Source organism: Paenibacillus sp. TCA20, assembly GCF_000732325.1.
Classification (GTDB): domain Bacteria; phylum Bacillota; class Bacilli; order Paenibacillales; family Paenibacillaceae; genus Paenibacillus; species Paenibacillus urinalis.
Genome location: NZ_BBIW01000015.1, coordinates 51,671 through 78,052, shown reverse-complemented (window position 1 = coordinate 78,052; position 26,382 = coordinate 51,671). Strand labels below are relative to the sequence as shown.

Below are 26,382 nucleotides of genomic sequence, written 5' to 3'. Positions count from 1 at the left end.
ACCATTCGAAATATTTACAGCAGTTTCGCGAGCTCATTCCATTCAAGCTGAACCGTTGGTTCAAATGCATCACTGTGCAGATATCTAAGAACGCTATGGATGAACTGCCTTCCTTCTGGTGTATCCTTTATTCTCTCATCGTCAAAGGTTCCAACTAACACTCGACCCTTGAACACGCGAGCCTCAAATAACAAGCCGAGCTTATGATTACGCTCGAAATTGTCAATGGTTTGAACAATCGGCTGTAGCTTCGGCTCCATATCGTCCATTATGATAGACCTGGAGTTCATGACAATGCTCCACCATGGATAGGTAGAATGTGACTCCGTAGGGAAATGTGCAAACACCGGATGCTCTTTATTGATATACAGTCCCATCGTTCCCACCGGTGTCGGCTTATTCATGCTTTCTGATATAGATCGAAACATCGGATAACACCAAAAATCCGTACTATAGGTTCCTTCTATGGAATGAGGCAAGGAAGCCGGATTCGGCAGCAGCAACACATCTTCACCCTGCTCTAACAGTGCACGGACCTCATCATTCAGCTCGCGGAATTTATGAACTCCTGCCCAGTCCAGTTCTGTGTGCATCGGATATATCCAAAGATCATAATTCTTGTAAATATCAGTTCCCTCGATCGTCAGCTTCAGCTCGACCTGTGTCATCACTTCAACCTCTGGCAATTGGATCTGAATCGTACCTATCTGTATATGATTCGAATCCGGACCCGCAGGGATCATTAATTCGCCTTCGGCAAGAGACGTCCCCTTACTTAACAATTCCCATTTTAACACTTTATTCTCGATAGAATCTGTCCGGTAATAGCTGAGTTCAACTTGGGCTGCAAATATCGCTCCTGCCTCATAATTATATCGTTCAAATCGAGCCAGCAGGACAGCATCCGAACAGAAGGTTCTCCACTCTTCTGGTGTGATCAGTCCTTTGGAATCCATGAATGCATCCAGCATACCGACTAGCGCCGTTCCTTGTCCACTGAAGTCCTGCAAATCCAGCAGCTGGAATCCAGCAAGTCGTTTGGTCCGAAATGCTGCCTCCAGCTCTTCCTTATAACATGCTGCAGCTAGTTTTCCGGAGTTCTCGAAGTAAGCCTCGGCCAGATGTCCCAGCCCCTTCGCTTCAAGCCGATCCTTAAACACCTCGAAATTTTTGGCCTTCAGTGATCCTGTATATTTCTCCATTTCCTTAAAATTCGGGTATGTCGCATATTGCCCAATCTCATGAGAGATAACGGGAATATGAGGAATTAACTGATCCTCCGCTGTTTCTGCCTGCACAGTACGCATCTCAGTTCCATATTGAATCTGAATCGACTTTATATCCGCTGATTGCTCTTCAATTTCTGTCTTAGCAGAAGGGACAATCTGTTCATCGTAATCCTTCATTGTGCCTGGAAGATCGGTTTGAACATGGCCAAGTGGTGCGTCACACATCGCATAGGAGCCTCGGAACAGACGATCCTTCGAGAAGCGCACTCCACAGTAGAAGTCCTCTTCCTCCAGAATAACAGGTACAAATTGAAAATTGTTCGAGCCTTCAGTATACAAATGCCGCGAATCGAAGTCCTTATACTGCTTCAAAATTTCATTTAATTTCTCCTTGCTCCCCCATAGCTCATTTCCGAGCGACATCATCACAAATGAGGGATGATTACCAAACGCACGAAGCATCGCGTAGCCTTCACTTATTAGATAATCCTGCTCTGCTTGATTATGCTGTTCATGCGTCTCATCGGTTATGGTTCCCCAGAACGGAAGCTCCGGCTCCATATAGATCCCTAACATATCTGCTGCGATAAATGCGGCTTCCGGCGGACAGCAGGTATGAAAGCGATAATGATTAATACCATAAGATTTGGAAATCTTCATAATTCTGAGCCATTCTTCCACATCCGTTGGAGCATATCCCGTTAGTGGAAAAATCAAGCCGTCATGTTTGCCGCGTAAAAATGTGTTCTTCCCGTTGATCGCAAACTTATCTCCAGCTGCTGTGAATTCGCGAAGTCCAATCAAGACTTGATGTGAATCCAAGACATCGCCGCTAACCGCTTTCAATTCAATGTTCAGCTCATATAAATTAGGCTTCAAATCGCTCCACAGCAAGGCATCTTCACCCATTTCATAAGTAACCGATACATTATTCGAGCTTAACTGGAATACTTGCTCCTTCACCGTATGTTTAACATCTGTATTAGAATGTCTTGCCGAGATATGGAGCTTAACGGCATCCCAGCTGCCGACAAGACGGGCTGTCAGCGCAACTGTCTTTTTCACCGGATCGGTATAAGCTTGAATGTTCTCTATATAACGATGGCTGAAGAACTGCAGCTCTACTCGACCCGTGATTCCGTTCCAATTGGTCTGTGTATCCTCGGAAGTCATATGCCCTCCCTTGGTCGGATAATTCGTATTGTCTACACGGATCGTAATGGTATGCTTCCCTTCACTCAGTGCTCCTGTTAGATCATGTACGTGCGGAGTGTTTAGACTGTTCTGTGTCCCAATCTCTTCTCCATCTACCCATACTGTGGTGACACGTGTACGCTCCAAGTACAGGAAGCAAGGCTTGTCCTGAAGATTCTCCGGAACTTCCACTTCTTTAGCAAACCAAGCATGGCCTTCAAAAGCATATTCATCGGTTAACGCACCGACTTTGACCTCTGTATTTTTCTTCCCCTTCTTTGCATGGGATGTCGTATTCGGTAGTGTGATGCTATCTACAAATGGCAGCTGTAGACCCTGCTTCTGCTCATCCAGCTGCAGACGCCAGGCCCCTTCTAGATTCATTCTGTGCAGCATTGTATTCATTCCCCTCTCCAACACTTCAGTTTCTATGTAATACATGCCATTCTATCATGATAACGCTTCATTTTAATACCTTTAATATCCGAAATTATCATTCAGTTCAGAGTGCGGTTAGGATAACAGCCAGCCCATTAAACCCTCCATGCACAATCATTCCTGGCACAATCGATCCTGTCTTCTCATAGCACCATGCACATATGACTCCCGATACAAAATTGACGGGCAAGGTGTTGTAAGTTGGTATATGGACAATCGTAAAGATAAAGGAACTTAAAAATATTCCGGCGCCAACACCCCATTTAACCCGGAACCACTTATATAGAAATCCGCGATAAAAAATCTCTTCATACACAGGTGATATAATCGCCGCTGAGACAAATCCGATCATGATTGTGAGCAGGCTTATATTTTGCTGCAGACTTTCTGTTTTACTATTCTCTGTACCTATGTGCAATAGATCCATCAGGATCAATATGAGAATGCTGGATGCAATTAATGCGATCAGCCAGATTATGATGAATCCCCAATACGATTTAGAAAAAGCTTGTAATCCAACGTCTGCCCACCTTAACCCATGCGGCTTAAGCGCAATGAAATACACGCCTGCGATAAAAATGATGGCCATGATCAGACCGGTTAAAGTACCCGAATATAAGCTGTTTTGAAGCCATTCATACAGAAAGTCTTGCAGTAAATACTCAATCGTGACCGGAACAATACCAAGGACAAGCAGGAGTAATAATCCGAGCTCCTTGAATGACCACTCCATCGATGCAAAGATTTGTTTCTTCATATTTCTTCCTCCTAGAACGCATTGTGTGATAAATTCAGATTAAACGGTGACGTTACGTAACCTGCAAGCTTTTTTTAGGAGGAATTACATAATGAATTTTTTAACTACAGGAATGGTATCGAAAAAGCTGAATGTCTCTCTACGAACCCTGCGTTATTATGATCAGATCGAGCTGGTGCAGCCTTCATTCAAAGACGAAAACGGCAAGCGTCATTATACGCCAGATAACTTATTGCTGCTTGAAAAAATATTACTGCTTAAGTCCGCTTCCATGTCACTCGAAGATATCAAGAAACTAACAAATCAGCTGTCCATCGAAAAAACGCTCCGTGTTCACAAGAACCACCTTGAATATGAGTTAACTCGACTAGAGGGCTCGCTCGATCACACCAATACACTGATTAACATGACGAAGCTCCAAACCGAGATAAAATGGGATCTGCTCCTGCCACTACTGTCAAATGATGATGAAGCTGAAGAACGAAAAAGAAGAAAGAAAAAGGTCATGGAAGCGTGGTTCACTGAGGATGAACAAATCGTCCTTACTAATCAATTACCAAAAATGGAGAACGACCCTGTTCAATTAACAAAATGGATTAACTTGATTAAACGAATTGAAATTTGTCTGGAGGAGAATAAATCTCCAAGCTCACGTGACGCTCAAATTATTGCCGAGGATACTCTGCTGCTATCTAATGAAATGTTTCAAGGCAATAAGGAGCTTGCCGACAAGTTCTGGAATGCAAGACGTTTGAGGAAGCTTCGTCAGATCTCAATCTGTATCCGATTAGAGAGGAGATTCTTGTTTTTATGGAGCAGGCCCTTATTTATTATGAAACAAATCATAATTTAGAGTCTAACGCAAATATATAAAGTACTGCCATACTATAATTACGAGGTCCAGGGTAAATTATATTTACCTTCGGACTTTTTTGTATTTGTTTTTCAGTCAGGTACATCACAAGAATGAACTAATAATGTTGACAAATTGTGAACAGAGGAGTAGCTTAGAGGTATACCATTTTTTGAACGTTTGTTCAAAACAATCGTTCAAATGATATACATTTCAATTTTAACTTAGAAGGAGAGATACAGATGAACTACACAAATATTACCGTAGCAGGCAGCGGTGTCTTGGGAAGTCAAATCGCTTACCAGACCGCATTTCATGGATTTCAAGTCACCGTATATGACATCAATGATGAAGCCTTGGATAAAGCGAAGGATCGGATCTCGAAGCTTAAAGCGCGGTATCAGGAGGATATGGGTGCAACTCAGCAGGAGGTAGATGCTGCTTACGAGCGCATGTCTTTCAACTCGAACCTCCGTGCAGCCGTTTCAAGCGCGGATCTGGTTATTGAAGCCATTCCAGAGATTGTGCCGATTAAGACGGATTTCTACAAGAAGCTCGGAGAAGTCGCACCTGCACATACCATTTTTGCATCCAATTCTTCTACTCTGCTGCCAAGTCAGTTTGCCGAAGCTACGGGTCGTCCAGCTCAATTTCTTGCCCTCCACTTCGCTAATGAGATCTGGAAGAACAACACAGCGGAGATTATGAAGCATCCAGGTACCGATGAGAAGGTGTTCGAGGATGTAATTGCGTTTGCTCGCGCCATTGGTATGGTGGCCCTTACACTGCACAAGGAGCAGCCTGGCTATATTCTCAACTCCCTGCTAGTGCCATTGTTAGATGCAGCCGAGCTTCTCTTGGTTAAAGAGATTGCCGATCCGGAAACGATTGACAAAACCTGGATGGTCGGTACAGGCGCACCGAAGGGACCTTTTGCGATTCTTGACGTGGTTGGTCTAACTACAGCCTATAACATCGTTCTTGCGAAAGCGAAGGCTACAGGGAATCCGAATTTGGAGAAAGTTGCAGAGCTGCTGAAGACCGATTATATTGATAAGGGTAAGCTTGGCGTTGCAACGGGAGAAGGCTTCTACAAGTATCCTAATCCCAGCTATGAGCATCCTGATTTCCTTAACAGCTAAAGGAGTATATTGACCTATGAGCCCTGCGAAGGACGACCAGGAAAAAAACAAACATGTAAAAGATCAAATACTGAAAGCAGCCAAGAAGCTGTTCTCATCACAAGGGTATGAAGCGACAACGGTCAGGCAAATCTGTGAAGAAGCCGGTGTTTCGCTCGCTCTTGTGTCTTATCATTTTGGCGGTAAGGAGAAGGTGTTCTTCGCCTTATTTGATCCCATCAGGGTGACGACTCAGAATCATCTGTACGACTTGTCGAAACCGTTAGATGCCCTGATTGATTTTTGCAGATCCTTTGTCTTATTCAGATACGAGGAGCACGAGCTGATTACCATCCTTCAGCAGGAGCTCTTCCTTATGAGTCCGAGGCTGGAGCTGATGACGGATGTATTTCTTCCCTCGTGGGACGAGCTTCGACAGATTCTGACGGCTTGCAAGGAGCAAGGAGTTATTGAGTATGAGTCATTAGAGATGACCATTAATTTTGTGATGGGAACTTTAATCTTCTCGTTAAGCAATCCTTTTCTTAATCCAATAGAGAAGAATTACTCGCCAGAAGAAGCGGCAGAACAAGCCATTGGTTATATTCTCAAGGGCATACGAAATTATAAAGGCACGCAGTAGATGCGTGCCTTTTGCATGTTCTCCAAACTCATTTACCACAGAAAATTTGAACGTTTATTCTACTCTTTTTCTCGAGCCACTTTTTCCATTAATTTATGGATCCAGTCCTGCTCAGCCTTTAGCTTAAATATAGATAGTCGAAGCACTTCATCCCGGTAACGATCAATGTTATGCTGCTCCTGTCTTTGCTCCAAATCGAATAAGAGCTGTTCGAGGTCCTTCATTCTCATATTTAATATGCGCAGCCGGTTATCCGGTGAAATATACCGAAACAGAGACACACGGATCAAGAATTCGGATTGATGCTTCGCATCTCTCTCTGTAAATACATTGACCAGGTCCGTTATTCGTCTCCTTCCATTCTCCGTAATCTCATATATATACTGTGTTGGCCCCCCGCTATGCTCATTCATTCGCTTCGTGACCAGGCCTTCCTCCGTAAACTTACGTAATGCGGGATACAGCATGTTGTTGTTCACATCCGTCAAATATCCTAGATCCTTCTGGATTTCCTTCTTGATTTCGTAACCATGTTTAGGAGATTCTTCGATCTGGATGAGTATAAGCAGCTCTATGTACATAATGTAAACTCCTTATATGGTGTAGTTCCTTCGTTTTTCTACGATATTGTAAGCTTACCAAATTCTTAGCTTTATCTTCAATCTATATTCGACAAAAAACCTCGGATCGGGCTGATGGTCATGGGTCATTCGAATGTGTCTGTGCATTTTCATATATGTTAAACTAACATAGTTAAAGCTTATTCAACACCATATTCTCACAAATGAGTGGAGGGATTGATCGTGAACAATGAAATTATATCCTTGGAGGAAATTACCGAATTCAAATCGTCGTCAGAGGAATTCAGCCCTTATGCCTGGTATAAGGACAAGCTTCAGAACGATCCTGTCAGCTATAATGAGGCAACGAACACATGGAATGTATTCCGCTATAACGATGTAAAACGTGTGCTGAGTGATTATGAGCATTTCTCTAACGTCAGAACACGTACGACCATCAGCGTTGGCGCTGATGTCGACGAAGGTAAGCACGCCGGGAAATTTAACCTGATGACAGATCCTCCCGAACACCGAAAGAGCCGCTCCCTGCTAGCTGCTGCATTTACCCCACGCAGCTTGAAGCTATGGGAGCTTCGAATCCAGGAAATCGTAAGCGAGTTGATTGACTCCATGGAGGACAAGCCCGTCATTGATATTGTCGACGAGTTTGCCAGTGCCCTGCCTACGATAGTTATTGCGGATCTATTAGGCGTCCCTACCAAAGACCGAATGTTATTTCAGCAATGGGTATATGACTTGTTCCTTCCTATGCCCAAGGAGAACCAAGAAACGGTGAATGAGCGTAAACGCAAAGCCGCTGTTGAATACTATTCCTATCTCTACCCTTATATTGTCCAAAAAAGATCCAATCTGTCGGATGATATCATATCGGATTTGATCCGGGCAGAAGTGGATGGAGACCAGTTATCCGATGATGATATTGTTAGAACAACGATGTTCATTCTGGGAGCAGGCATTGAAACGACAAGCCACTTGCTGGCCAATACGTTCTACTCCTTCTTATATGACAATCAGGAAATATATAATGAGGTTCGTACAAACCGTGAGCTGCTTCCGAATACGGTGGAGGAAATGCTGCGCTATCGTTTTAATGTAGCGAAGATGGACCGTACGGTCAAAGTGGATAATAACTTGCTTGGTGTTGACCTGAAGAAAGGGGACGTCGTGGTTGCCTGGATGAGTGCAGCGAATATGGATGGTGAAGTATTCGAAGATCCGTTTACGTTAAATATTCATAGACAGAATAACAAGCAGCACTTGACCTTCGGAAACGGTCCTCACTTCTGTCTAGGTGCACCTCTCGCTAGGCTGGAAGCTATTACAGGAATCAGCATGTTCATGGATAAGTTTGCAAGAATCGAGCCGGTTCCAGGCTTTAACCTGGAAGAGAACCTGACGCCATCTGCTGCAGGAAAAATGCTCTCTTCACTGCCGGTACGAGTTTACAGAAAATAAGCTAACTAAAATCCAATTGAAAATGGAGAGCTGTATACTATTTATGCAGCTCTCCTATTTGTAATTTCACCATAAGCAGCCGTTCAAGCTGTACAAATGTAGAATTTACGAAGTAACCTTTGAATTTCCCTCCTCTACAGCCATCACTTCCCTTGCTGTTTCTATGAAAGATAATATGATGGGTGAGAGCCACTTGTCTTTATGCCATACCATATGTGTGTATACGTGCAGGTCCGGGATTTCCCATGGAAGTGCAATGAGCTCACCTCGTTCAACCTCGGCTTCCACTGTTATTTCAGGAAGAAAGGCAATGCCGATTCTCGCTATAGCACATTGTTTAATCGCTTCCGCATTTTGAAACTCCAAATAGGTAATATCATCAATCCCCTTTTTCTCAAACGAACGGTCAAACATGGTTCGATAGGTACAGCCTTTTTCGTTGACCAGAAACACTTCTCCGTGAAAATCTTCCAGCTGTAGTATACTTCTTTCGGCCAGCGGATGGTCAGGAGCAACGAAAAAACGGAACGTTTCTTCTAGCAGCGGTTCCACTGTAAGTCCCGTCGAGAGAATGGCTTCATCCAGCATAAACACCACATCTGCAGTTCCCTCGAAGAGCGTTTGCTTGAGCACCTGATTCGGAACAGAGCGGAAAATAAGCCGGATTCCCGGATACCGCGAACGAAACTGCTGAAATACGGTGGGAAGCCGATAGGCACACAATACTTCGTTGGCACTGATCGTCAGGGTCCCGCTTAATAAATTATCATTTTCATGAACGGCACTTCGAGCTTCATCCAATTCTTCTAAAATGGTATGAACATGGCTTAGGAATCGCTTCCCCGCTGTGGTAAGTACGAGTTGTTTGCCCAATCGGTCAAATAAACGAACACCAAGCTCCTCCTCCAATGCTTTGATCTGCATCGTGACGTTGGAAGGGACATAATTCAGAGCCTCTGCAGCCCGACTGAAATTTAAAGTTGAAGCAACCGTGCGAAACGTATTCAGTTGTCGCAATTCCATTCTGCAACCCCCATTCACTTTCAATATTATTGAATATAGCTATGAATTCTGTTCACTTTTATTGAGATTACCATAGCACTATACTAACAACAACAAATGCATTTGTAATTTAAGGGTTCAAGATGAAGGGAGCAGTAAATCAATGGATTACGAGGTTTTTGATCTGGGTGACGTTAATTTGCAATCAGGAGTGACTTTACCAAACGCATTTCTTGCTTATAAGACGTATGGAGTATTGAACGAAAAGAAGGATAATGTGATCGTCTATCCAACAGCGTTTGGCGACCAGCATGTTCAGAATGAATGGTTAATTGGAAACGGCATGGCACTGGATCCACAGAAATATTTCATTATCATTCCAAATCTGCTGGGAAACGGACTGTCTTCGTCTCCGAGCAACACAGCTCCGCCTTTCGACCGGGGACATTTTCCACAAGTTACGATCTATGACAACGTGAATTTCCAACATCGGCTGGTCACTGAAAAATTCGGCATTGAAAAGATAGCACTCGTCGTTGGATGGTCGATGGGCGGTATCCAATCATTTCAATGGGCGGCAAGTTACCCCGACATGGTGGAACGAATTGCACCTTTCTGTGGAGCTGCAAGGACTTGGCCGCAAGCGTATGTGGTCCTTGACGGAATGAAGGCTGCACTTATGGCTGCTATTGACTTCGATTCAAGTAAAGTAAACCAATTGACCTCTGCACATATGCGCAGCGTTGGCCGAGTTTATGCGGGATGGGGGCTATCCCAAACCTATTACAGAGAAGGACTTTATCGTGATATGGGATTTGACGCACTAGAGGATTTTGTGGCTGGCGTTTGGGATGACAGCTTTATGAAGATGGATCCGCACAATGTCCTTGCCATGCTATGGACAGGCCAAAATGCAGATATTAGTGCTAATCCTGTCTATAAAGGAGATTTTGATAAGGCATTACAGAACATAAAAGCACAAGCCTGCATTATGCCAGGGAGTACGGATCTATTTTGTACTTCAGACGAAAATGAATACGAGGCTAAGCTTATACCAAATGCTGTGCTTCATCCTATTGAATCGATCTGGGGCCACTTTGCCGGTCGCGGAATCAACAGTGCCGATAGCAAATTTATTGATGACAATCTAAGACACTTGTTGTCGCTTCATCCGAACAGATTAAGAACTGCAAGAAATTAAAATAAAGTAAAGTAAAGTAAAGTAAAGCCTACTTCCCCTCCCTATACCTTGGGAGAAACGTAGGCTTCTCTTTGTCTAGTTCTATTCCATCGCCATACGAACATCATAATTCTCCAGGTCGATGTCGAGCTCCATTCCAAGTGCCAGCTTAGCAAGCTGGTTCCCGATATAGGGCCCCATTGTAAGTCCAGAGGCACCTAGTCCATTCGCCGTCATAAGCCCTTCCCATCCTGGAACTGCACCTATGACAGGCAGGAATCCTGGTGTAAATGGACGGAACCCCACTCGGACCTCTTGAAAAGTACTGTTCTCCAAGCCAGGAGCGAGCTCCAGCCCTTTGTTCAGAATTTCCTGCATTCCTCCAGCTGTCACTCTGGTATCATAGCCTTCGATATCGTTCTCATGTGTCGCACCGATGAATATTTTTTGCTCATCAAATGACAGCAGATATTGATCCGTTGGCGGCATAACGACAGGCCAGTCCCCGGTATTTTCATAATCAGCAACCTGAAGATGCATAATTTGTGCTTTCTGGTAGGTTACTTTAAAATGAATGCCTAAGGGTGCGAACAAGGAATTGGCCCAGGCGCCAGCACACACAATGACTTCATCAGCAGAATAACGTTCTTGACCAACAGATACCCCCGTTACCTGGTTTGATGTATACTCCAGAACGGCATCTCCATGAATAAGCTTGGCTCCGTTACGCACCGCCGACCGAAGAAGCGCATCACGCAGTGCCCGGCCATCTACTCTGGCTCCTCCGCTAACGTATACAGCATGGTACCCTTCTGCTAGCAGTGGGAAGAGCTGATGGGTCTCAACCGTGCTTTTCTGCATAATTTCGCCGATTTCAGGTGCGTCCAGCTTTCGCTTCTGTGCCCGCTCCTCCATTTTACCGATCTTCTCCACATCCGTATGAATGCTAAGGACACCGACTCCGGCATAACCCGTTTCTGTTTCGCCCTCTTTCTCTAATCTGTCGATTAGTTCCGGGTAATAACGAGCTCCGCCCTTCGCGAGCTGGTACCATGCCCGATTACGCCTCTGTGATAACCATGGGCATATAATTCCCGCCGCAGCATCGGTGGCCTGACCTTCATCCTTACGATCTATAACCAAGACCTCTGCACCAAGCTTCGCTAAATGATAAGCTGTTGATGCTCCGAGTATACCTGCTCCTACTACGATGACTTTCTTCATGCTTACATTCCTTTCTTCAACCAATGACTCCATTATAACGAATACTGCATAATAGTATAAACACATAAAGAAGCAGTTCATCATCAACTGCTTCTTCGTGAAATACTAGTTAATCGTATATTTTACCCAGTCGTACTCAGCGTGCAGCGGATTACGACTGGGAATATTGGTCGTAGCCGTATGTTTCATGCTGCCAATCAAATCTAGAACGTATACCCTGTATAGTAAGTCCTTCTGTTGTAAATGAGCCGATCATTTTCCTCGAACCACTCGGAAGCCCTGATCAGGACCAAAACCATTCGCATCAAATTTTCCGGGAAACGAGATCTCATTATTGTTAACCCCGCCGATCCAGCCGCCGCCCTTTACTACACGCCAAGAATTCTCCGGGCTGTCGGGGTGGCTGTACCAATCCCAGCACCATTCTCGCACATTACCGGACATATCATAAATCCCTAACTCATTGGCTTTCAGGGACCCGGCTTTCTTCGTTTGATTTCGATTGTTCTCGATGGCGGGCCAGCTCCAATCACCAGTTAATATGTTATCCCCTGCATTTATCCAGTACCATGCCACTTCATCTGGGTTATTGCTTCCACTATAGGCATAATTCTGACTTTTCTGGCCTCCACTTGCAGCGTATTCCCACTCAGCCTCAGTCGGCAGGCGATACCCGTTAGCATCTTCGTTTATGGTAACCGTCCATTTCAAATGATCGTTCTCATTCTTATTCTTCTTATCTATAGTACTCTTATCAATGTTGTAGTAAGGTTTCAAATTCTCCTTAAGACTACGCTGATTGCAGTATTCCACGGCATCGTACCAGCTTACCGTTTCAACCGGCAGATCTTCTCCTTTGAATCCGGACGGATTCTCTCCCATAATCTCCATCCATTCCTTCTGAGTTACTTCATATTTTCCAATATAAAAATCGGAAATCGTGATGTCTGAATCACTAAAAGTAGACTTGCTGCTCTTAAACGTTCCACCTTCTACGTATACTAAATCATCGCTTACATCAGATTCATTCGTTGAACAAGCGCTCAAGCCAGCGGCTGCCACAATAAATAAGCACAGGATCAGCTTTCTCATTCCATAGTCTCCTTTAAAACTACATTGAAAGCAAAACAGGTCCATGGACCTGTTTTGCTTTATGAATATCAATATATATCCATATTACAAGTGCTTCACTTCATTTGATCTTGTTACCAGACTGTCACGTTAGAGCTACCGCTGCTCTGATATCCCTCAGTAGCCATAACCTGATAGGACCAGCTATTGCCTAAGTGCATACCTTTGCTCGCCCATGCATTAACATGATTACTGAATGTGATCGTGGAATTTACACCAATAGGCCGCTTGGTTTGTCTTACGCTCCAGTACTGAGGGAAGGTTTGAGTACCGTCAATGGAAGGTGCATTATATCTCATAGTCGTGTAGATGTCATACGTTCCGCCATCACTGTTCACTGTGCCTTTGTATGTTCCAGTAGGACGATAGGTTCCCCAGTTGTCTACCACGTAGTACTCGATTAGTGAATTTCTGGTCCAACCATAAAAGGTCAAATATCCATTACCTGAAGGAGCAAATACGCCGGCATTATAGTTAACTACCCTATTAGGTGTACCGTATGTCCAACCTTTACCCACAACGAAATTGCCGGTGTTCTGCCAGTTTACACTGTAGTTACCACCAGACCCATTCACAGCATTAACGGTTCCTCCACCATCTGTCCAATTCTGCCAGTAATCCGTCGCAGCACTTGAAGTTGCGGCAAATACTCCAAAACTCATAGAAGCGGCAAGAACAACCGTCAACAATTTTTTACTGAATTTGAACATGGTAAACGACCTCCTGATATTTTAATAGATTGGTTTGTAGTCCAGTAATACCGTGATCTTCCTACTCTCTGGTTATTTGAACAAGTGTTGTGAGAATAGATACAAATCGTTCTTCCACACGGGCCAGTCATGGCCTCCGCTCTCTTCATACCAAATGTGTGTCACACCTTGCTGCTCCAAGTATTGATGTAAGTCAATACTAATCTGTATAAGATTGTCTTGATATCCGCAAGACAACCATAGCAAGTTTAGCAGCGATGATGCTTCCGCTGGATTAGGTACGAGAAGACTCGGCGTCTTGGTGTTCGGAGCTGGGGAAAAGGCACCTACCCAAGCGAAAAGGTCCAGGTGGCTGAGTCCAATATTCAGAGACTGACCTCCGCCCATAGACAATCCGGCAATCGCCCGGTTATTCCTATCTGTGCTTGCGGAATAGTTCGACTCAATGTAGGGTATAAGGTCATCAATAAGGTCAAGCTCAAATCGTTCAAACGCGCTTATCTTCTCAGGTTCAAATAGGTCCCCTTCGGCGCGGTCATTAGGCATAGCACGGCCATTCGGAAGGACAACAATCATGGGTACAAGAAGATTGTCATTGTATAGATTATCTAGAATAATCTGCGGAGCTCCATGGTTGTACCACTCCCCTTCATCTCCGCCAATTCCGTGCAACAGGTATAGGACAGGGTATGTGAGATCCGTGGTATAGCCTGGTGGTGTATACACCATCGCTTTACGTACATTGCCGACCGTTGTGGAGTTATACTGGGCTGTCTCGATCACTCCGCGTGGTATATTATCGCGGTATTGGTCAAAACCCGCCGGTGCTGATGAAGTTAACATGTACAATAAACTCCCTTCACGCCTTTCATAATCCCATTGGCTGAATGCATGTCCCTTAATCGACATATCCAAAACCGAGTATAGTGAACAGTCTATCCTCATGCCCCTCCATCATTTCAATTTCAATCGTATGCTCTTTCGCCTGCTTCTCATCGAAGAGGAGCATGGCATGGCAATGTGTCCAGTTCACTTGGAGTGGATCCGCTTTTTTGACGAATTTGCCATCCACCCTGATAATAGCAGTTCCGAATTGCTCGCTGCAGGAGTCTTTGAAGATCAGAATAAGTCGTTTGCATCGCAGACACAGCTTAAAGCAGCTTTGGCTTATTGTCTTGTCGGGAACGTGCATCCAGTTATTCGGGAAAAGCGGCGTTCTGTATTCATGATCATCCATCTCGCTCATCTGCAGATCCGTATCGATGTGCCGAAACCTGCCTGTGTCGATCCGGGCAAGTTGATTCCCGTTCTTTCGATCTAACAGTTTTACATTGACATAATCGTTCCCGATAAGTGGTGTCTTTCTGAGGTCCGGCTCTTCCTGATCCGGTTCGGATAGATCCGTCACTTGGAACAGATAAGCCAGTGCATCGGCCATGATCCGATGTCCTGCATTGGTAGGATGGTAAATATCATGAAAATATTGCAGTTTAGATACGATGTTGCCCTCACCTTTTGTCTTTCCGAATTGCTCTACAAGAGCATCTTTCATGCTCACCATAGGCAGATTATAATGCCAGCCTATCGGAGCAAGTCGGTCCTGAAGGTTCCAATCATTCTGAAAAACACTAAACATCAGAATTACCGCAGGGTGATGACCATTAGCAAGCGCTTTCAAAACCAAACTTTCGTAACAGTTACCCCGAGTCTCATCATCCGCATCATTTACGGCAAATTCAATGATCACGATGTCCGGCTGAATCGTACCGTCTCGGAGCACATCCTGCTCATAACGTACGACACCAAGTTCTGAAGGCGTTCCACCAACACCCGCTTTAACTAGCTGAATTGAATTTCCATCTGAAGGAGCGAACATCAGCTTGAATCGTTCATAAGAGCGATAGGCATAACTTTGGAGATGAATGGGTGAAGCACCAGCTCCTTGAGTAATGGATCCACCGATGTAAGCAATAACGACAGGAACGCCTTGTCTGGCCTTTTCGATGGCTCGTTTTAATCTGACATTGTTACCCTTGTTCAGCAGAGATCGGGCAATCAGTTCCAGATATGCCGGGGAATCGTAATCAATGTCCGTCTTGAAAGAGGATTCATCCACTCCCACAGGATCGCGCGGTGCAGTTAACTCTAGGTTTTCATCTACATCTCCTGTATTGCCAAGCATGTTACATCACCACCATCCTTTCAGCTAGAGTTTACACTCCAAGTACAACACATTGAAGGAAACCTGTACTTAACGGTAGACTTGAGGCTCCTTCTCTACGAGTGTATCGCCTACATTCTTTATCAGCTACCCGACAGAATATAGGACTTGTTCAAATTTATCATCTCCATTCAAATAAGAAAATATTGGAAATAAAACATCTGTGATTTTTTATGTAAACGCTTTAATTTATACACTTTAAGCATGATATAATTTCATAAACAATCTTTACAAAAGGAGATCAACAATGAATACGTTAAGTCAGGGCGCTTACAATACAGGTGCATACACCAACTTATTTCAAAAACTGGGTTATGACGAACAGGAGATTATCGCAAAACTGGAGAAGACATGGAACGATTTGTTATATGGAGATGAGAACACACGAATCTATTATCCGATGGGTGAGGACAAGGGTTACATGCTTGACACTGGCAATCATGATGTTCGTTCTGAAGGAATGTCCTATGGTATGATGATGGCTGTACAGATGGACAAGAAAGAAGAATTCGATCGACTCTGGAATTATTCCCACACGTTTATGCAGCATACTGAGGGTCGTTACAAGGATTATTTTGCGTGGCATTGCAAGCCTGACGGAACCCGGCTGTCACAAGGTCCTGCACCTGACGGTGAAGAGTTTTTCGCCATGGCCCTGATATTTGCATCGAACCGCTGGGGTGATCGCGCCGCACCGTATGATTACAAGGTACAAGCTCGAAAAATCCTTAAAGCTTGCGTACATCAAGGTGAAGATGGCGAAGGCGATCCCATGTGGGATCCTCATAACCGGCTAATTAAGTTTGTACCGGAATCGTCATTCTCTGATCCCTCCTATCATCTTCCTCACTTTTATGAACTGTTTGCTATTTATGCGGATGAAGGAGATCAAGCCTTCTGGAAAGAAGCAGCAGCGGCAAGCCGAGCTTACCTGCATACAGCCTGTCACCCGGTAACTGGACTATCTCCTGAATATGCGAACTATGACGGTTCTCCGGCTCCGATTCAACGACACGGTGATTTTAGACATTTCTACAGTGATGCATATCGGGTTGCAGCGAATATTGCTATGGACTGGGAATGGTTTCGCAAGGATCCCTGGCAGATTGAACAATCCAATCGGATTCAGTCCTTCTTCAGTGACATTGATGTATCCGATTATCGTAGATACACGATTGATGGTGAGCCCTTCGACGAGCCATCCTTGCATCCAATTGGTCTGCTTGCTACTAATGCCATGGCATCACTGGCTGCGAACGGCCCCCATGCTGACCAGTTTGTCCGCCAATTTTGGAACACGCCTCTCCGTCAAGGCGAGCGTCGCTATTACGACAATTGTCTATATTTCTTTAGTCTGCTGGCATTAAGCGGCAGATATCGTATCTACTAATAACCAGCTTAACATTCTACTCCTACTCAAGCGAAAGAGGACTTCCCTGAACATCGATTCAGAGAAGTCCTTTTATGCGTCAAATTAATTGCTGATGGGAACAAACTTCCATTGTTGATTCAGTGCCCCCGTATAATCGTTTTGCTGCAGCTTAGCACCGTCGGCAGTAGAAGAGTTCATCACCTCAACTGCCTTGTTGCTGTTTACGTTGATAATGCTCCAGTATCCGTTCCCCAAATCATTGATTTTGAAATGCTGGGCGGTCGTGTTCAAGTTGCTCATCAGCTGTACAGCTTCGCCGTTCGTTAATGTCCCGTTGCGAATATCGATGACCTTATCCGGGGAGTTTACACTAGTCAGCATATAATTCCCCCCAGAAATTGAGTTCAGCACCCACTTCTGAGGATTGCCCCCCAGATCGCTCCATTGCTGCAGCTGAAGATTGTTCACATTCTGCCCACCTGGAACATCAATGACTTTGCCAGAATGTCTTGCCACGATTTTGTAGGTCATACCTGCTATCAGGCCAGTTGTCGATCCACTACCCGGATAGGTTTGAGCGCGTTCATAGTACCAATTGAACAGGAAACGCCCCATTGCACTTCGAGAAGTATCTCCATCCCATTTTAGTCCTGCCGTAGGATCGGCAAAGGAGCTTCGTTGTCCCGGCTCCAGAATGAACCCATTCATATGAGCAGCAATGCTCACGTTGCCCGCTGCATTAAAGATTGTTTTGGTATTTGTTCCAAAACCTTCATTGCTGCCATTAAACAAGTTCCAGTAAGCCGAATCTCCAGGCTTGTTCTTGAACCAGGTCACTTCAGTTACGTTAATTGGATAGTTGTCTGCGGCTGCTTTTACATTGGTGTTCCACTGCTCTTGTAAGATTGAGAAATTGTCATAAGCTCCATAACCTGGATACCAGTGAACCGCATACCCATAATTGTTCAGCGGATCCGTCAAAGGATGACTTGCAGTTAGACTATAAAATTGGTTATAACCCAGTCCTGCCGCCCAGATTACATTGTCCGCACCCTGGCTGCGAATCGTGGAGATGATCGAATTCTGGAAATTGCGTAAATCGTTCCAATGGTCAACAAAATCATTCTCCCCATTGTATCCACCCCAATGACCGTTGGCATACGACTTCACCGGTTCATTGATCAGCTCAAAATGAACATTATCTGCACTTTTTATTTCCGGACGGGAGGCGAGATAACCCCATATTTGATTGAATTTTTGTAGATTTGAAGCCGTCGTTGCTTGCTCGTCCTTCAATGTAAAGTCGAGTCCCAAAACGACATATACCCCTTTTGTCTTCGCATACTGAATGTACGGGATGATAACGTTTTGTGTGACCGTCTGCACTCCGGCAAAATTATATGTACCAGCGGCCACGTCCCCCATGTCTTGGCGATCGATAAATAATCTCACTTGGTTCATGTTCCATCCATGATTGCTTCCGTATTTCGGACTTGTATCTGTAAACGTATCGGTAATATCTTTTAGATAAGCAAGCGTGGCCTTATGCCGATCATTACCGTGGAGATTGAGATAATAATTACTGTCCTGGTATGTCCAGTATGCACCAGATGGCTGGTGCCAGCCATTTAGAAGTACCGGCTGATTGTTGCTGTTGACCAGATGTTTACCGCTTACATGAAGCTTCCCCATTGGCATACCCACCCAAGCCTCGGCGCGGCCGCCTCCCCATGGAGCAATGGTAATCAGCAAAGCTAGAATAAGCAGAAGCTTACAAGATGTCATCATCTTCTTCACTTGAATCCCTCCTAATCTATCAGATGGTTTGCGATATAATGTTTGGTTCTAACCGACGATTCCCGAACGCTCTACACTTTCTACGAAGTAGCGCTGTACGAAGAGATAGATCACAATCAAAGGCAGGATCGCGAGTAGAATCCCTGTATCCTGAATCATGCTTAGGTAAAAAGGATCTGCCTTGGAGGCACCATCCCCGACCTGCTGAGCAAGGTTGTATGGAAGAGACGACAATTGCGTCGACATGACCTTGCTGGAGGTCAGATACGTGGTTGTATAAAAACTGTCATTCCACTGCCACACGAAGGAAAACAGCATGACGGTCACCATAGATGGAATGGCATTAGGCAGCATGATTCTAAAAAAGGTTCGACCAATACCTGCTCCATCTACGTAAGCGGCCTCTTCCACTTCCTTAGGGATCCCCCTAAAGAACTGACGGAAGATAAAAATATACAAGCCTGCCTTAAGCGAATTGGCTGTCACTGCTGTAAGTATGAATGGCCAATATGTGTTCAGCAAATTTACGGGTTTACCCGTGATGAGGGTCATGAGCCCCAAAAGATCAAAGTTCTTCAAATTTAAATACACGGGAATGAGAATGGTCGTTGGCGGCACGAGAATCGTCAGGATCACGCCTGCAAACAGCCAGCTGCTTCCTTTGAATTTAAGCCTTGCAAACCCGTATCCTGCAAGTGCACAAGAAGCCGTCGTTAACAAAGTCGTTGTGGCAGAGAGTGTAAAAGTGTTGAACAGCGTTTCCCAGTAGTCCATGACTTGAATCGCCTGTTTAAAATTCTCAATGGAGAAGTTCTGAGGAATCCACACAACTACCGCAGAATAAAGATCAACCTTATCCTTAATGGAAGTCGAAATTTTCTGGAATATTGGGAAGAGGATAACAAAGGAAAGTCCGGTAATTAGAACAAAACGGATCATGGCCCACAGCCAGCCCTTCCAATGCTCCAGCGATAACAATCGTGATGTCTTCACGCGGGACATCCTCCTTTTTAATCTTGATAGAACACACGTTTCGAAAAAATAACCGTTACGATTATTAAAATGATGGCGATAGCCAGGAAGTAGACCCATGCCATGGCAGAGCTTAAGCCAAAGTCGAACTTAACGAAGCCGGTCTCCCGAATCAGTTCCGTCATGGCATTATTGGCAAATGAATCGATAATGGTATAGATTGCATTGACGAAGATGAGCGGGCTGACCATTGGAAAAGTAATTTTCCAGAACGCTTCGTAGCCGGTTGCGCCTTCGATCTTCGATGCCTCATACAATTGAGGAGAGATGGTTTGAATACCTGCCAGAAAGATCAGAATCTGTACGCCGGATTGACTGACAATCTGATAGATTCGATCTACTGCGCTGCTTAAGTACGTGACGATCCATTCACTTACACCTGCATCAAGCATCAATTTCTCCAGTTCTAACGTGCCGAGCGAGCTTCCGCCCGTGCTGTTCTGATTAACTGCTTCAATTAAACTGGTGCTCTCCAGTGACATAATAACGCCTGATGCCAGAATAACCGGCAGGAAAAAGATAGATCGTGCCAAGGCTCTACCCCTGAATTTCTGATTCAGGATGACGGCAAGAAACAGGCTGAATATGATGATAAGAGGCACGTTGACAAGTACGTCTGTTACCGACTCAATCAATGCACGGTTGAAGCTGGTATTAACGGTGAGCGCTTGAACATAATTGACGACACCGGTGAATTGAATCGCTATGCCTTCCGCATTAGCCTGAATCGTACTCATGCTGTAACGCAACGAAGCCATTAGAGGAATGAAGAAGAACAATACAAATCCAATAAACCAAGGCAGTACGTAGATTACGCCCCACAGGGCTTTCTGCTGAGCATACGTGCGATTTCCCCATTTCCATTTCAGAAGTGTCTTCAGAGCTGCTCACCACCAGTCACGTAACTAAGAGCTTTTACGGTATAGTTCTCCACATCCACGGGGAAGTCATTGTAATTGACGATAGCAAACCCTCCGCCTTCATACGTTGTTCGAAATACGCCTTCCGCGAGGGATTCATGTGACTTCATTGAACGCCCGGCAAACGGAAGGTTCGCCTGATTGACCTCGTTGTAAATTTGGGCAGCTAGGTCGATCCACTGCTCATAATTTGACGCATAGAGGTGATCGTAATCGGTCTCTTTCACAACATGATTCGGGGCGTTGAACCAGGCGAAATAAGGACTCGCTCCATATTCAATCAGCTTCAGGACATATTGTCTTGCGTTCGTATAGGTTGAGAGATTGTATGGAGTGCCGGTATAGCTGATGCTCCCATGCAGAACGAGTTGATAGAACGGAATCTCTTCATCTTCCAGCTTAAAGCGGCTGCTTGTCATTGGAGCATCTGTCAGGTCTGTTACATAAGGCAGCGCGTAGCCGTTTCCGCCATCCGCAACAACGGAGCCCGTCTGCTGTTTAATCTGTTCGAGTGCCTTGGTTACGACACTAAGCGATTGCGTTCGATCGAGCAGCTTCTTCGGATTCATGTCACTGTTCAACTGTTCTGCCAGATCCCTAAGAGAAATTCCATCCATCGGAAGAGGAGCTGTATCCTTCAGCATCTCTTCCGTCAATTCGTCTAGTAAATTGGGAGAAAGCACATAGGATGGAGATCGATCCAAGTTACGCCGCTGTCTTGCCGGGTCCATAGGATAGATGACCGCTGGTTCCTGTGTTAACGTTCGTGAAGCTTCTTTAGATGGTCTAAAACCTTTTTTGGATTGTACACTCAACATAGCAACATCCGGATAAAAGCCGATCCCCGACTCTCGTGTAAAGGAGCTGAATTCGCGCATTTCCTTTTTCCCGCCAATAGCACGATCCACGTTAATGGAGTCCGGCATCCGATGATAAAGACCGTCATTAAACCAACCGGCATAGCGAACTAGAATGTTTGACACCTTCTTTTCTTTCAGCGCGGAGAGTATATTTTGAGCTTCGTCAAAAGTAGTTAATGCCTCCGTAGAATCATAAGGAATGCCTAGTATATGTTGGCGAGTGGTCATGCCGCCAAGCAGTTTAAGATAAAACGGAAGGCTGTTCTGCTCTCTACTGGTCTTGGACTCGGGCAGGCCGCCCGTTTGCAGCAGATAATCTCGATAGAGAGAGGCCAAGCCCGAGTAAGATGCCTTCTCTGCGCCGACAAAAGCATACCGAACGACGAAGTCGGATGCGGTCGGTTTGGCCTGGAATTTCGGAAGCGTTCGGACCATGTCACTTGCCTGAAGGGTTACATCGCTCTTGTTCACCACATAGAAGCTCGGATATACATTGTTGTAGCTGTTTAGCTTGCCGCTAATATCAGCATTGACAACCGCAACAGCATCTCCTTCCTCAATAATCCCCAGAAAAGCTCCTTCTTCCCGAATTAGTCCAAAGACGGGCAATCTGGCTTTAGCTTCATTTGAGCTGACTTCGCGAACCTTCATTGTCATATCCGGGCCGTAAATATCTTGCTGATACGCAGGATACTGGACTTTGCCATTATTAAAATGAATCAATGCCCCAGAACCATCTGGTACAAATATGGAGCCTTCTTCATTTGAACCACCGGCTCCGAAATAATCCATAACAGAGATCGTGTTAACCGGATATTCTTCTGGAAAATGAATTCCGGAGGAGGGTATACATACAAGCAGATCCTCACCGTCCAGTTCATATTCCATGGTGAGCATGAACAGTCGCGGCCCGCTCTGCTCAAGCTCAATCCCATGCTCGGTATGGTCCTGTTCCAGATCTTCTTCCGTATAGCCGGCTGTCTCAAAGGCTTTTAAAGCTCTGGAAAGCTGAAGTCCTTGCAGCGCCTTATCATTTCGAGTGTAGATTCCTTCTTCCTTGTCTTCTGTATAACCGATTTTTAATGCACGCTGCCCAGCGCTGTCGAGCTGGGAGAGCAGCTTCTCTTCAAATCGTTCTTTGCTGATCTTCACTGGCAAATCTTCAATGGAGCGTTCAGTGCTTCCGAACTGATAATGAACCCGAACTCCGTTATCAATCGCTTCATAACTTACCTGCTTGTGTCCAACACTATCCGTGTAAGAGTTTACGGAACTGCTCTGACCCAGACTGTTAAAGAAGCTGAGTCTTGTTTGTGATGAGAGAAGATCTTTGTTAATCCCGGTTGCGATTCCGTCCTTGTCACGATCAGCTGGATTGCTTCGCCATATTTGACCGCTCTGTTTGTGAACAACTGCAATCTCAGCAGTCTCTTCGTGAATGAACAGCTGAAGCGAATTATTCTGGGCGATTCCAAGCATGCCTGAAAGACGAGCATCGCTGAAAGACGATTTCAGTTTTTCTCCGGGAGGCAGGGAGGGAACCTCAGCTTGGTCAACAGTAGTCGCCGTCTCACGGACCTGGGAAGCTGGCGAGATTTGACAACCACTGAGAAGCAGACTGCCAATGAGCAGCATTCCGCTGATTCTTTTGGCTACGGCATATTTCATTGTATATCTCCTCCTTCCTTAGCCCCGAAGCACTAATTCCTGATAAATAGTTACAACAAAGGAAACGATCTGCTGTACAAGGCTAAAGAACAATAGGCACAGAAATGCCATAAAGGCCATAGCAACTAGGGTGAGCAGCATCGTCAGCACCGTTTTGGCCGGCGTATACTGGTGGACTGTCATATTTCCCACGAATAACAGATATAACGTCCAGCCGACTGCAAGTGCGTTAGAGAAGTAATAAAATGCAGTTTCCTGTGCGGAAATGACGAGACTCAGCCAAATCCATGGAAAATGAATGAGAAACAGCGGCACCAGTGCAAAGCACGTAGACATAAAAATTTCAGAGAATTTACCTTCCCCGTCCATAAGCGTGGTTAAAGACCAATTGGCAATACACCAGAACAGTACCGGAATAATGACATATACCATTTCAAGCAGGCTGTTCAGATACTTCGGATTGTTGAAGTTAATGAGGAAACCGCTGTACTGGGCATGCAAAATTTTAGTGATAACCAAAAGTACTAGAATTAGGAATGCAATCAGCAGTGTTGTTTTCTGATTCCGTTCGTATTTCAGTTCCCAGTATCCATTGAATGGATGAAATATGAGATGCAATGGGTACTGATATAATTGCTTACTTGACGTCTGCATTCGCTGTCCTCCTTTTTTGTCTGCGAACAATGATGACGGTGACAAACGCAGCTGCAGCCAGGAATAAGCCAGACATCATCCATGAGAAATGCTCACGCATCAATTCTTTGCGAAACAAAAGAAAAGCTTTGGAGTAGCCTTGGCGCTCCATACTCCGCTTAAAGTATTGCGCAGAATCCTCATACTCCTTCTGGCGAAGCAGCGCTTTGCCGATTCCCGCATAGGCATACTCCAGATTGGCATTCATCTCAGCAGCTTTGGCAAACATGACCGAGGACTGATCTTCGTCGCCGTTATAATAACTGCGTACCGCTTCATGCAGCGTGCGCCCGTACTCCGTCGTTTGAAAGACCGTAATCTCGCCGAGCGACTTATCGAGAACGAGCATGCGATCGCCCGAACGTTCCAGAGCCACAGGTGTATTGAACTGACCCCGTCGGTTGCCAATACCGCCAAATATATGGAGCAGATAACCGTCGCCATTGTAGGTGAAAATTCTTCCCATGTTGGAATCCAGCACGGAATACATGTCACTATCACCAACATCAATATCAATCAAGCGTGATGGTCCGGCTTCGTTGGTGTACACTAGATCGCCCTGAGGCGGCTGATAGCCCTCTCTGCGCAGGATGTCTGTTCCCTGGGCATTCAGCTTCTTGATAGAATCTTTACCGCGATCGCCGCTTGTGGCATAAATGAAGCCTTCCTCATCCATATCTAGATTGGTAAATTCCGTCGGGGTAAACATGACCATCTGACTGCGCTGCTCACGGGTTGCGAATCGTTTCCACAAATACTCCACCGGATCAACCTGAACCCTGTTTGCTCCGATAAAGGAAGAGAAGGTGCCATCGGCGCTGAACTCCATAAATCCATCAAAAACGCCTTCGGCCATGACGTAGATCCGTTCCCCCTTGTCCATGACGATCCGTAACGGTTTAAATATAAAATCCGTCTTTAACAGATCCGATTTCGGTTCAGCCACAATCTTAACCAGTTGCCCTTCCTCATCTAGATGCACAACCCGGTGATTATCTGAATCGGCAATAAGCAGGTGGCCTTTATTCGTAACGTACAGTCCCTGGGGATTATTAAAATATTCTTCCTTGCCTTCCCGTTCAAATGAGTCAATTGTTCTCACCAGCTTGAAAGTGTGGTCCATTTCAATAACCCGGCCATTGCCAGAATCCAGTATAAAGACGTGTTGATTCTCTGTTACATGCATATCGCTCGGTTCTTTGAAATGGACCGTGTTCAGCTCCTTGCCTGTGATGATTTCGGTTGCCTCATATGCCGCTGGAGCTGGAACGGTATCGCCCCAGTAGGAATAATGGTAAGCATCTGAATTGGTGTCTGCACTTACGTAGGATGCTTCTTGACTGAATAACAGGAGGCAGACTATGCCCAAGATGATCACTTTATGTTTTTTCCATATGCTTTTCTGCACGTCGCTGCCTCCTTTCTACTCCTTCATGCCCGAAGTGGCCATTGTCTGCATGACGCTGCTCTGGGAAATGACGAATAGGGTGATGGGTACAATCATGAGCAGTAAGGCAACAGCAGCCCCAACTCCCGCTCTTGCTATCCCTCCCTGAACAATCTGACTCAGTGCATAATGCAGCGTTTTGAGATTTTCACTGTAAATGAAGCTCCCGCCATCCGTGCCCCAGAGCGCAGGGAACTGCAGAATCATGAGCGTAAGCCAGGCCGGTTTCACATTGGGCATCACAATGCTCCAGAAAATTCGGTATTCACTCGCTCCATCGATTTTGGCTGCCTCCAGCAATGCATTAGGAATTTGCTCCATAAACTGCTTCATTAAGAAGAGTCCTAACGAGAAAGCGAGCGAAGGCACGATAATGGATGTATGCGTGTTAATCCAGCCAAGCCAAGACATGACCATGTAGTTCGGAATCGACGTTACGTGAGGAGAGAACATCAATGATAGAATGACAATCGTAAACAGCACTTTTGACCCGGGAAAACGATATTTGGCCAGCGGATAAGCTGCTGCAGAAGCAAGGAGAATATGTCCTGCTGTTCCCACTAGCGTTATAAGCAGCGTATTCGCGATATACCTTGATAAGGGAACCCAGGAGTTGCCCATCAGATTAATCAAGTCTGCAAAATTCTCCGTCGTCGGATTATTCACCCAGAAGCGCGGCGGAAATATAAACAGCTCATCGAGTGGCTTAAAGGCATTGTTTACAGCATAGATTAGCGGGAGTATCATGAATGCTCCAAACAGAGCCAGCAGTGCAAATAACATTAAGCTAACGGTAAATGACCGGTTAAGTCTCTTCGGCATACCAAAGACGCCACGTACTTTGCTAGTCATTG

At 45.2% G+C, this 26,382-nt stretch carries 22 protein-coding genes and 1 pseudogene; 6 read left to right on the top strand and 17 right to left on the bottom strand.

Annotated elements, in window-relative coordinates; all coding sequences use genetic code 11:
• Window positions 1-14 precede the first annotated feature (14 nt).
• On the bottom strand, window positions 15-2,819 hold the full coding sequence (locus TCA2_RS22415; RefSeq protein WP_047913831.1) for a sugar-binding domain-containing protein: 2,805 nt from the start codon (window positions 2,817-2,819) through the stop codon (window positions 15-17).
• A gap of 106 nt (window positions 2,820-2,925) precedes the next feature.
• Window positions 2,926-3,618, bottom strand: coding sequence for a CPBP family intramembrane glutamic endopeptidase (locus tag TCA2_RS22410; protein WP_047913830.1), 693 nt, complete (start codon window positions 3,616-3,618; stop codon window positions 2,926-2,928).
• Between the two features lie 91 nt (window positions 3,619-3,709).
• Here TCA2_RS22410 and TCA2_RS22405 point away from each other — a divergent pair, with 91 nt between their 5' ends.
• From TCA2_RS22405 to TCA2_RS22395, 3 genes are all read left to right on the top strand, one after another.
• A complete protein-coding gene (locus tag TCA2_RS22405) occupies window positions 3,710-4,471 on the top strand; it encodes a MerR family transcriptional regulator (RefSeq protein ID WP_052512272.1) in 762 nt (253 codons plus the stop codon).
• 236 nt (window positions 4,472-4,707) lie between these two features.
• Complete coding sequence (locus TCA2_RS22400) at window positions 4,708-5,613, top strand: 3-hydroxyacyl-CoA dehydrogenase (protein WP_274520947.1); 906 nt, start codon at window positions 4,708-4,710, stop codon at window positions 5,611-5,613.
• A 16-nt stretch (window positions 5,614-5,629) separates the two neighbouring features.
• Window positions 5,630-6,235 carry a TetR/AcrR family transcriptional regulator gene (locus tag TCA2_RS22395; protein ID WP_047913828.1) on the top strand — a complete coding sequence of 202 codons (606 nt, stop codon included), beginning with the start codon at window positions 5,630-5,632 and terminating at the stop codon, window positions 6,233-6,235.
• Between the two features lie 59 nt (window positions 6,236-6,294).
• Here the strand turns inward: TCA2_RS22395 and TCA2_RS22390 are convergent, their stop codons facing one another.
• Entirely contained in the window at window positions 6,295-6,816 is a 522-nt protein-coding gene (locus TCA2_RS22390; RefSeq protein ID WP_047913827.1) for a PadR family transcriptional regulator, read from the bottom strand.
• Between the two features lie 222 nt (window positions 6,817-7,038).
• On the opposite strand from TCA2_RS22390, the gene TCA2_RS22385 reads away from it, so the two are divergent.
• Window positions 7,039-8,271 carry a cytochrome P450 gene (locus TCA2_RS22385; protein WP_047913826.1) on the top strand — a complete coding sequence of 411 codons (1,233 nt, stop codon included), beginning with the start codon at window positions 7,039-7,041 and terminating at the stop codon, window positions 8,269-8,271.
• Between the two features lie 105 nt (window positions 8,272-8,376).
• Here the strand turns inward: TCA2_RS22385 and TCA2_RS22380 are convergent, their stop codons facing one another.
• On the bottom strand, window positions 8,377-9,294 hold the full coding sequence (locus TCA2_RS22380; RefSeq protein ID WP_047913825.1) for a LysR family transcriptional regulator: 918 nt from the start codon (window positions 9,292-9,294) through the stop codon (window positions 8,377-8,379).
• Between the two features lie 142 nt (window positions 9,295-9,436).
• Between TCA2_RS22380 and TCA2_RS22375 the strand changes: the two genes are divergently transcribed.
• Entirely contained in the window at window positions 9,437-10,474 is a 1,038-nt protein-coding gene (locus TCA2_RS22375; RefSeq protein ID WP_047913824.1) for an alpha/beta fold hydrolase, read from the top strand.
• 81 nt (window positions 10,475-10,555) lie between these two features.
• On the opposite strand, the gene TCA2_RS22370 is transcribed toward TCA2_RS22375, so the two are convergent.
• The 6 genes and pseudogenes from TCA2_RS22370 to TCA2_RS22350 form a co-directional block, all read right to left on the bottom strand.
• Complete coding sequence (locus TCA2_RS22370) at window positions 10,556-11,677, bottom strand: FAD-binding oxidoreductase (RefSeq protein WP_047913873.1); 1,122 nt, start codon at window positions 11,675-11,677, stop codon at window positions 10,556-10,558.
• A 105-nt stretch (window positions 11,678-11,782) separates the two neighbouring features.
• Window positions 11,783-11,872 (bottom strand): annotated as a pseudogene (locus TCA2_RS28100) (beta-glucanase); the annotation flags it as partial.
• Window positions 11,873-11,929: 57 nt separating this feature from the next.
• Entirely contained in the window at window positions 11,930-12,769 is an 840-nt protein-coding gene (locus TCA2_RS22365) for an SUMF1/EgtB/PvdO family nonheme iron enzyme (protein WP_047913823.1), read from the bottom strand.
• A gap of 113 nt (window positions 12,770-12,882) precedes the next feature.
• On the bottom strand, window positions 12,883-13,518 hold the full coding sequence (locus TCA2_RS22360; protein ID WP_047913822.1) for a glycoside hydrolase family 11 protein: 636 nt from the start codon (window positions 13,516-13,518) through the stop codon (window positions 12,883-12,885).
• A 72-nt stretch (window positions 13,519-13,590) separates the two neighbouring features.
• Complete coding sequence (locus tag TCA2_RS22355; RefSeq protein ID WP_081872764.1) at window positions 13,591-14,361, bottom strand: esterase family protein; 771 nt, start codon at window positions 14,359-14,361, stop codon at window positions 13,591-13,593.
• A 55-nt stretch (window positions 14,362-14,416) separates the two neighbouring features.
• Window positions 14,417-15,700, bottom strand: a complete 1,284-nt coding sequence (locus tag TCA2_RS22350) for an SGNH/GDSL hydrolase family protein (RefSeq protein WP_047913820.1) — start codon at window positions 15,698-15,700, stop codon at window positions 14,417-14,419.
• Window positions 15,701-15,986: 286 nt separating this feature from the next.
• Between TCA2_RS22350 and TCA2_RS22345 the strand changes: the two genes are divergently transcribed.
• Window positions 15,987-17,129, top strand: coding sequence for a glycosyl hydrolase family 8 (locus tag TCA2_RS22345; protein WP_047913819.1), 1,143 nt, complete (start codon window positions 15,987-15,989; stop codon window positions 17,127-17,129).
• Between the two features lie 84 nt (window positions 17,130-17,213).
• Here TCA2_RS22345 and TCA2_RS22340 read toward each other — a convergent pair whose 3' ends face one another.
• Genes TCA2_RS22340 through TCA2_RS22310 form a run of 7 tightly spaced genes read right to left on the bottom strand, consistent with a single transcriptional unit; the run spans window position 17,214 to window position 26,380 of the window.
• Window positions 17,214-18,899, bottom strand: coding sequence for an RICIN domain-containing protein (locus TCA2_RS22340; RefSeq protein ID WP_238546489.1), 1,686 nt, complete (start codon window positions 18,897-18,899; stop codon window positions 17,214-17,216).
• Between the two features lie 57 nt (window positions 18,900-18,956).
• Entirely contained in the window at window positions 18,957-19,901 is a 945-nt protein-coding gene (locus tag TCA2_RS22335) for a carbohydrate ABC transporter permease (RefSeq protein ID WP_047913817.1), read from the bottom strand.
• A 17-nt stretch (window positions 19,902-19,918) separates the two neighbouring features.
• Entirely contained in the window at window positions 19,919-20,821 is a 903-nt protein-coding gene (locus tag TCA2_RS22330; protein WP_047913816.1) for a carbohydrate ABC transporter permease, read from the bottom strand.
• Window positions 20,818-23,388: a DUF5696 domain-containing protein gene (locus tag TCA2_RS22325; protein ID WP_047913815.1), complete on the bottom strand. Its 2,571-nt coding sequence runs from the start codon at window positions 23,386-23,388 to the stop codon at window positions 20,818-20,820. Before TCA2_RS22325 ends, TCA2_RS22330 begins: the two co-directional genes overlap by 4 nt.
• Window positions 23,389-23,406: 18 nt before the next feature.
• A complete protein-coding gene (locus TCA2_RS22320) occupies window positions 23,407-24,042 on the bottom strand; it encodes a YIP1 family protein (protein WP_047913814.1) in 636 nt (211 codons plus the stop codon).
• Window positions 24,026-25,489, bottom strand: coding sequence for a hypothetical protein (locus TCA2_RS22315; RefSeq protein WP_047913813.1), 1,464 nt, complete (start codon window positions 25,487-25,489; stop codon window positions 24,026-24,028). The genes TCA2_RS22320 and TCA2_RS22315 overlap by 17 nt, the downstream gene beginning before the upstream one ends.
• Window positions 25,490-25,504: 15 nt before the next feature.
• Window positions 25,505-26,380 carry a carbohydrate ABC transporter permease gene (locus TCA2_RS22310; RefSeq protein ID WP_047913812.1) on the bottom strand — a complete coding sequence of 292 codons (876 nt, stop codon included), beginning with the start codon at window positions 26,378-26,380 and terminating at the stop codon, window positions 25,505-25,507.
• Window positions 26,381-26,382: the final 2 nt, after the last annotated feature.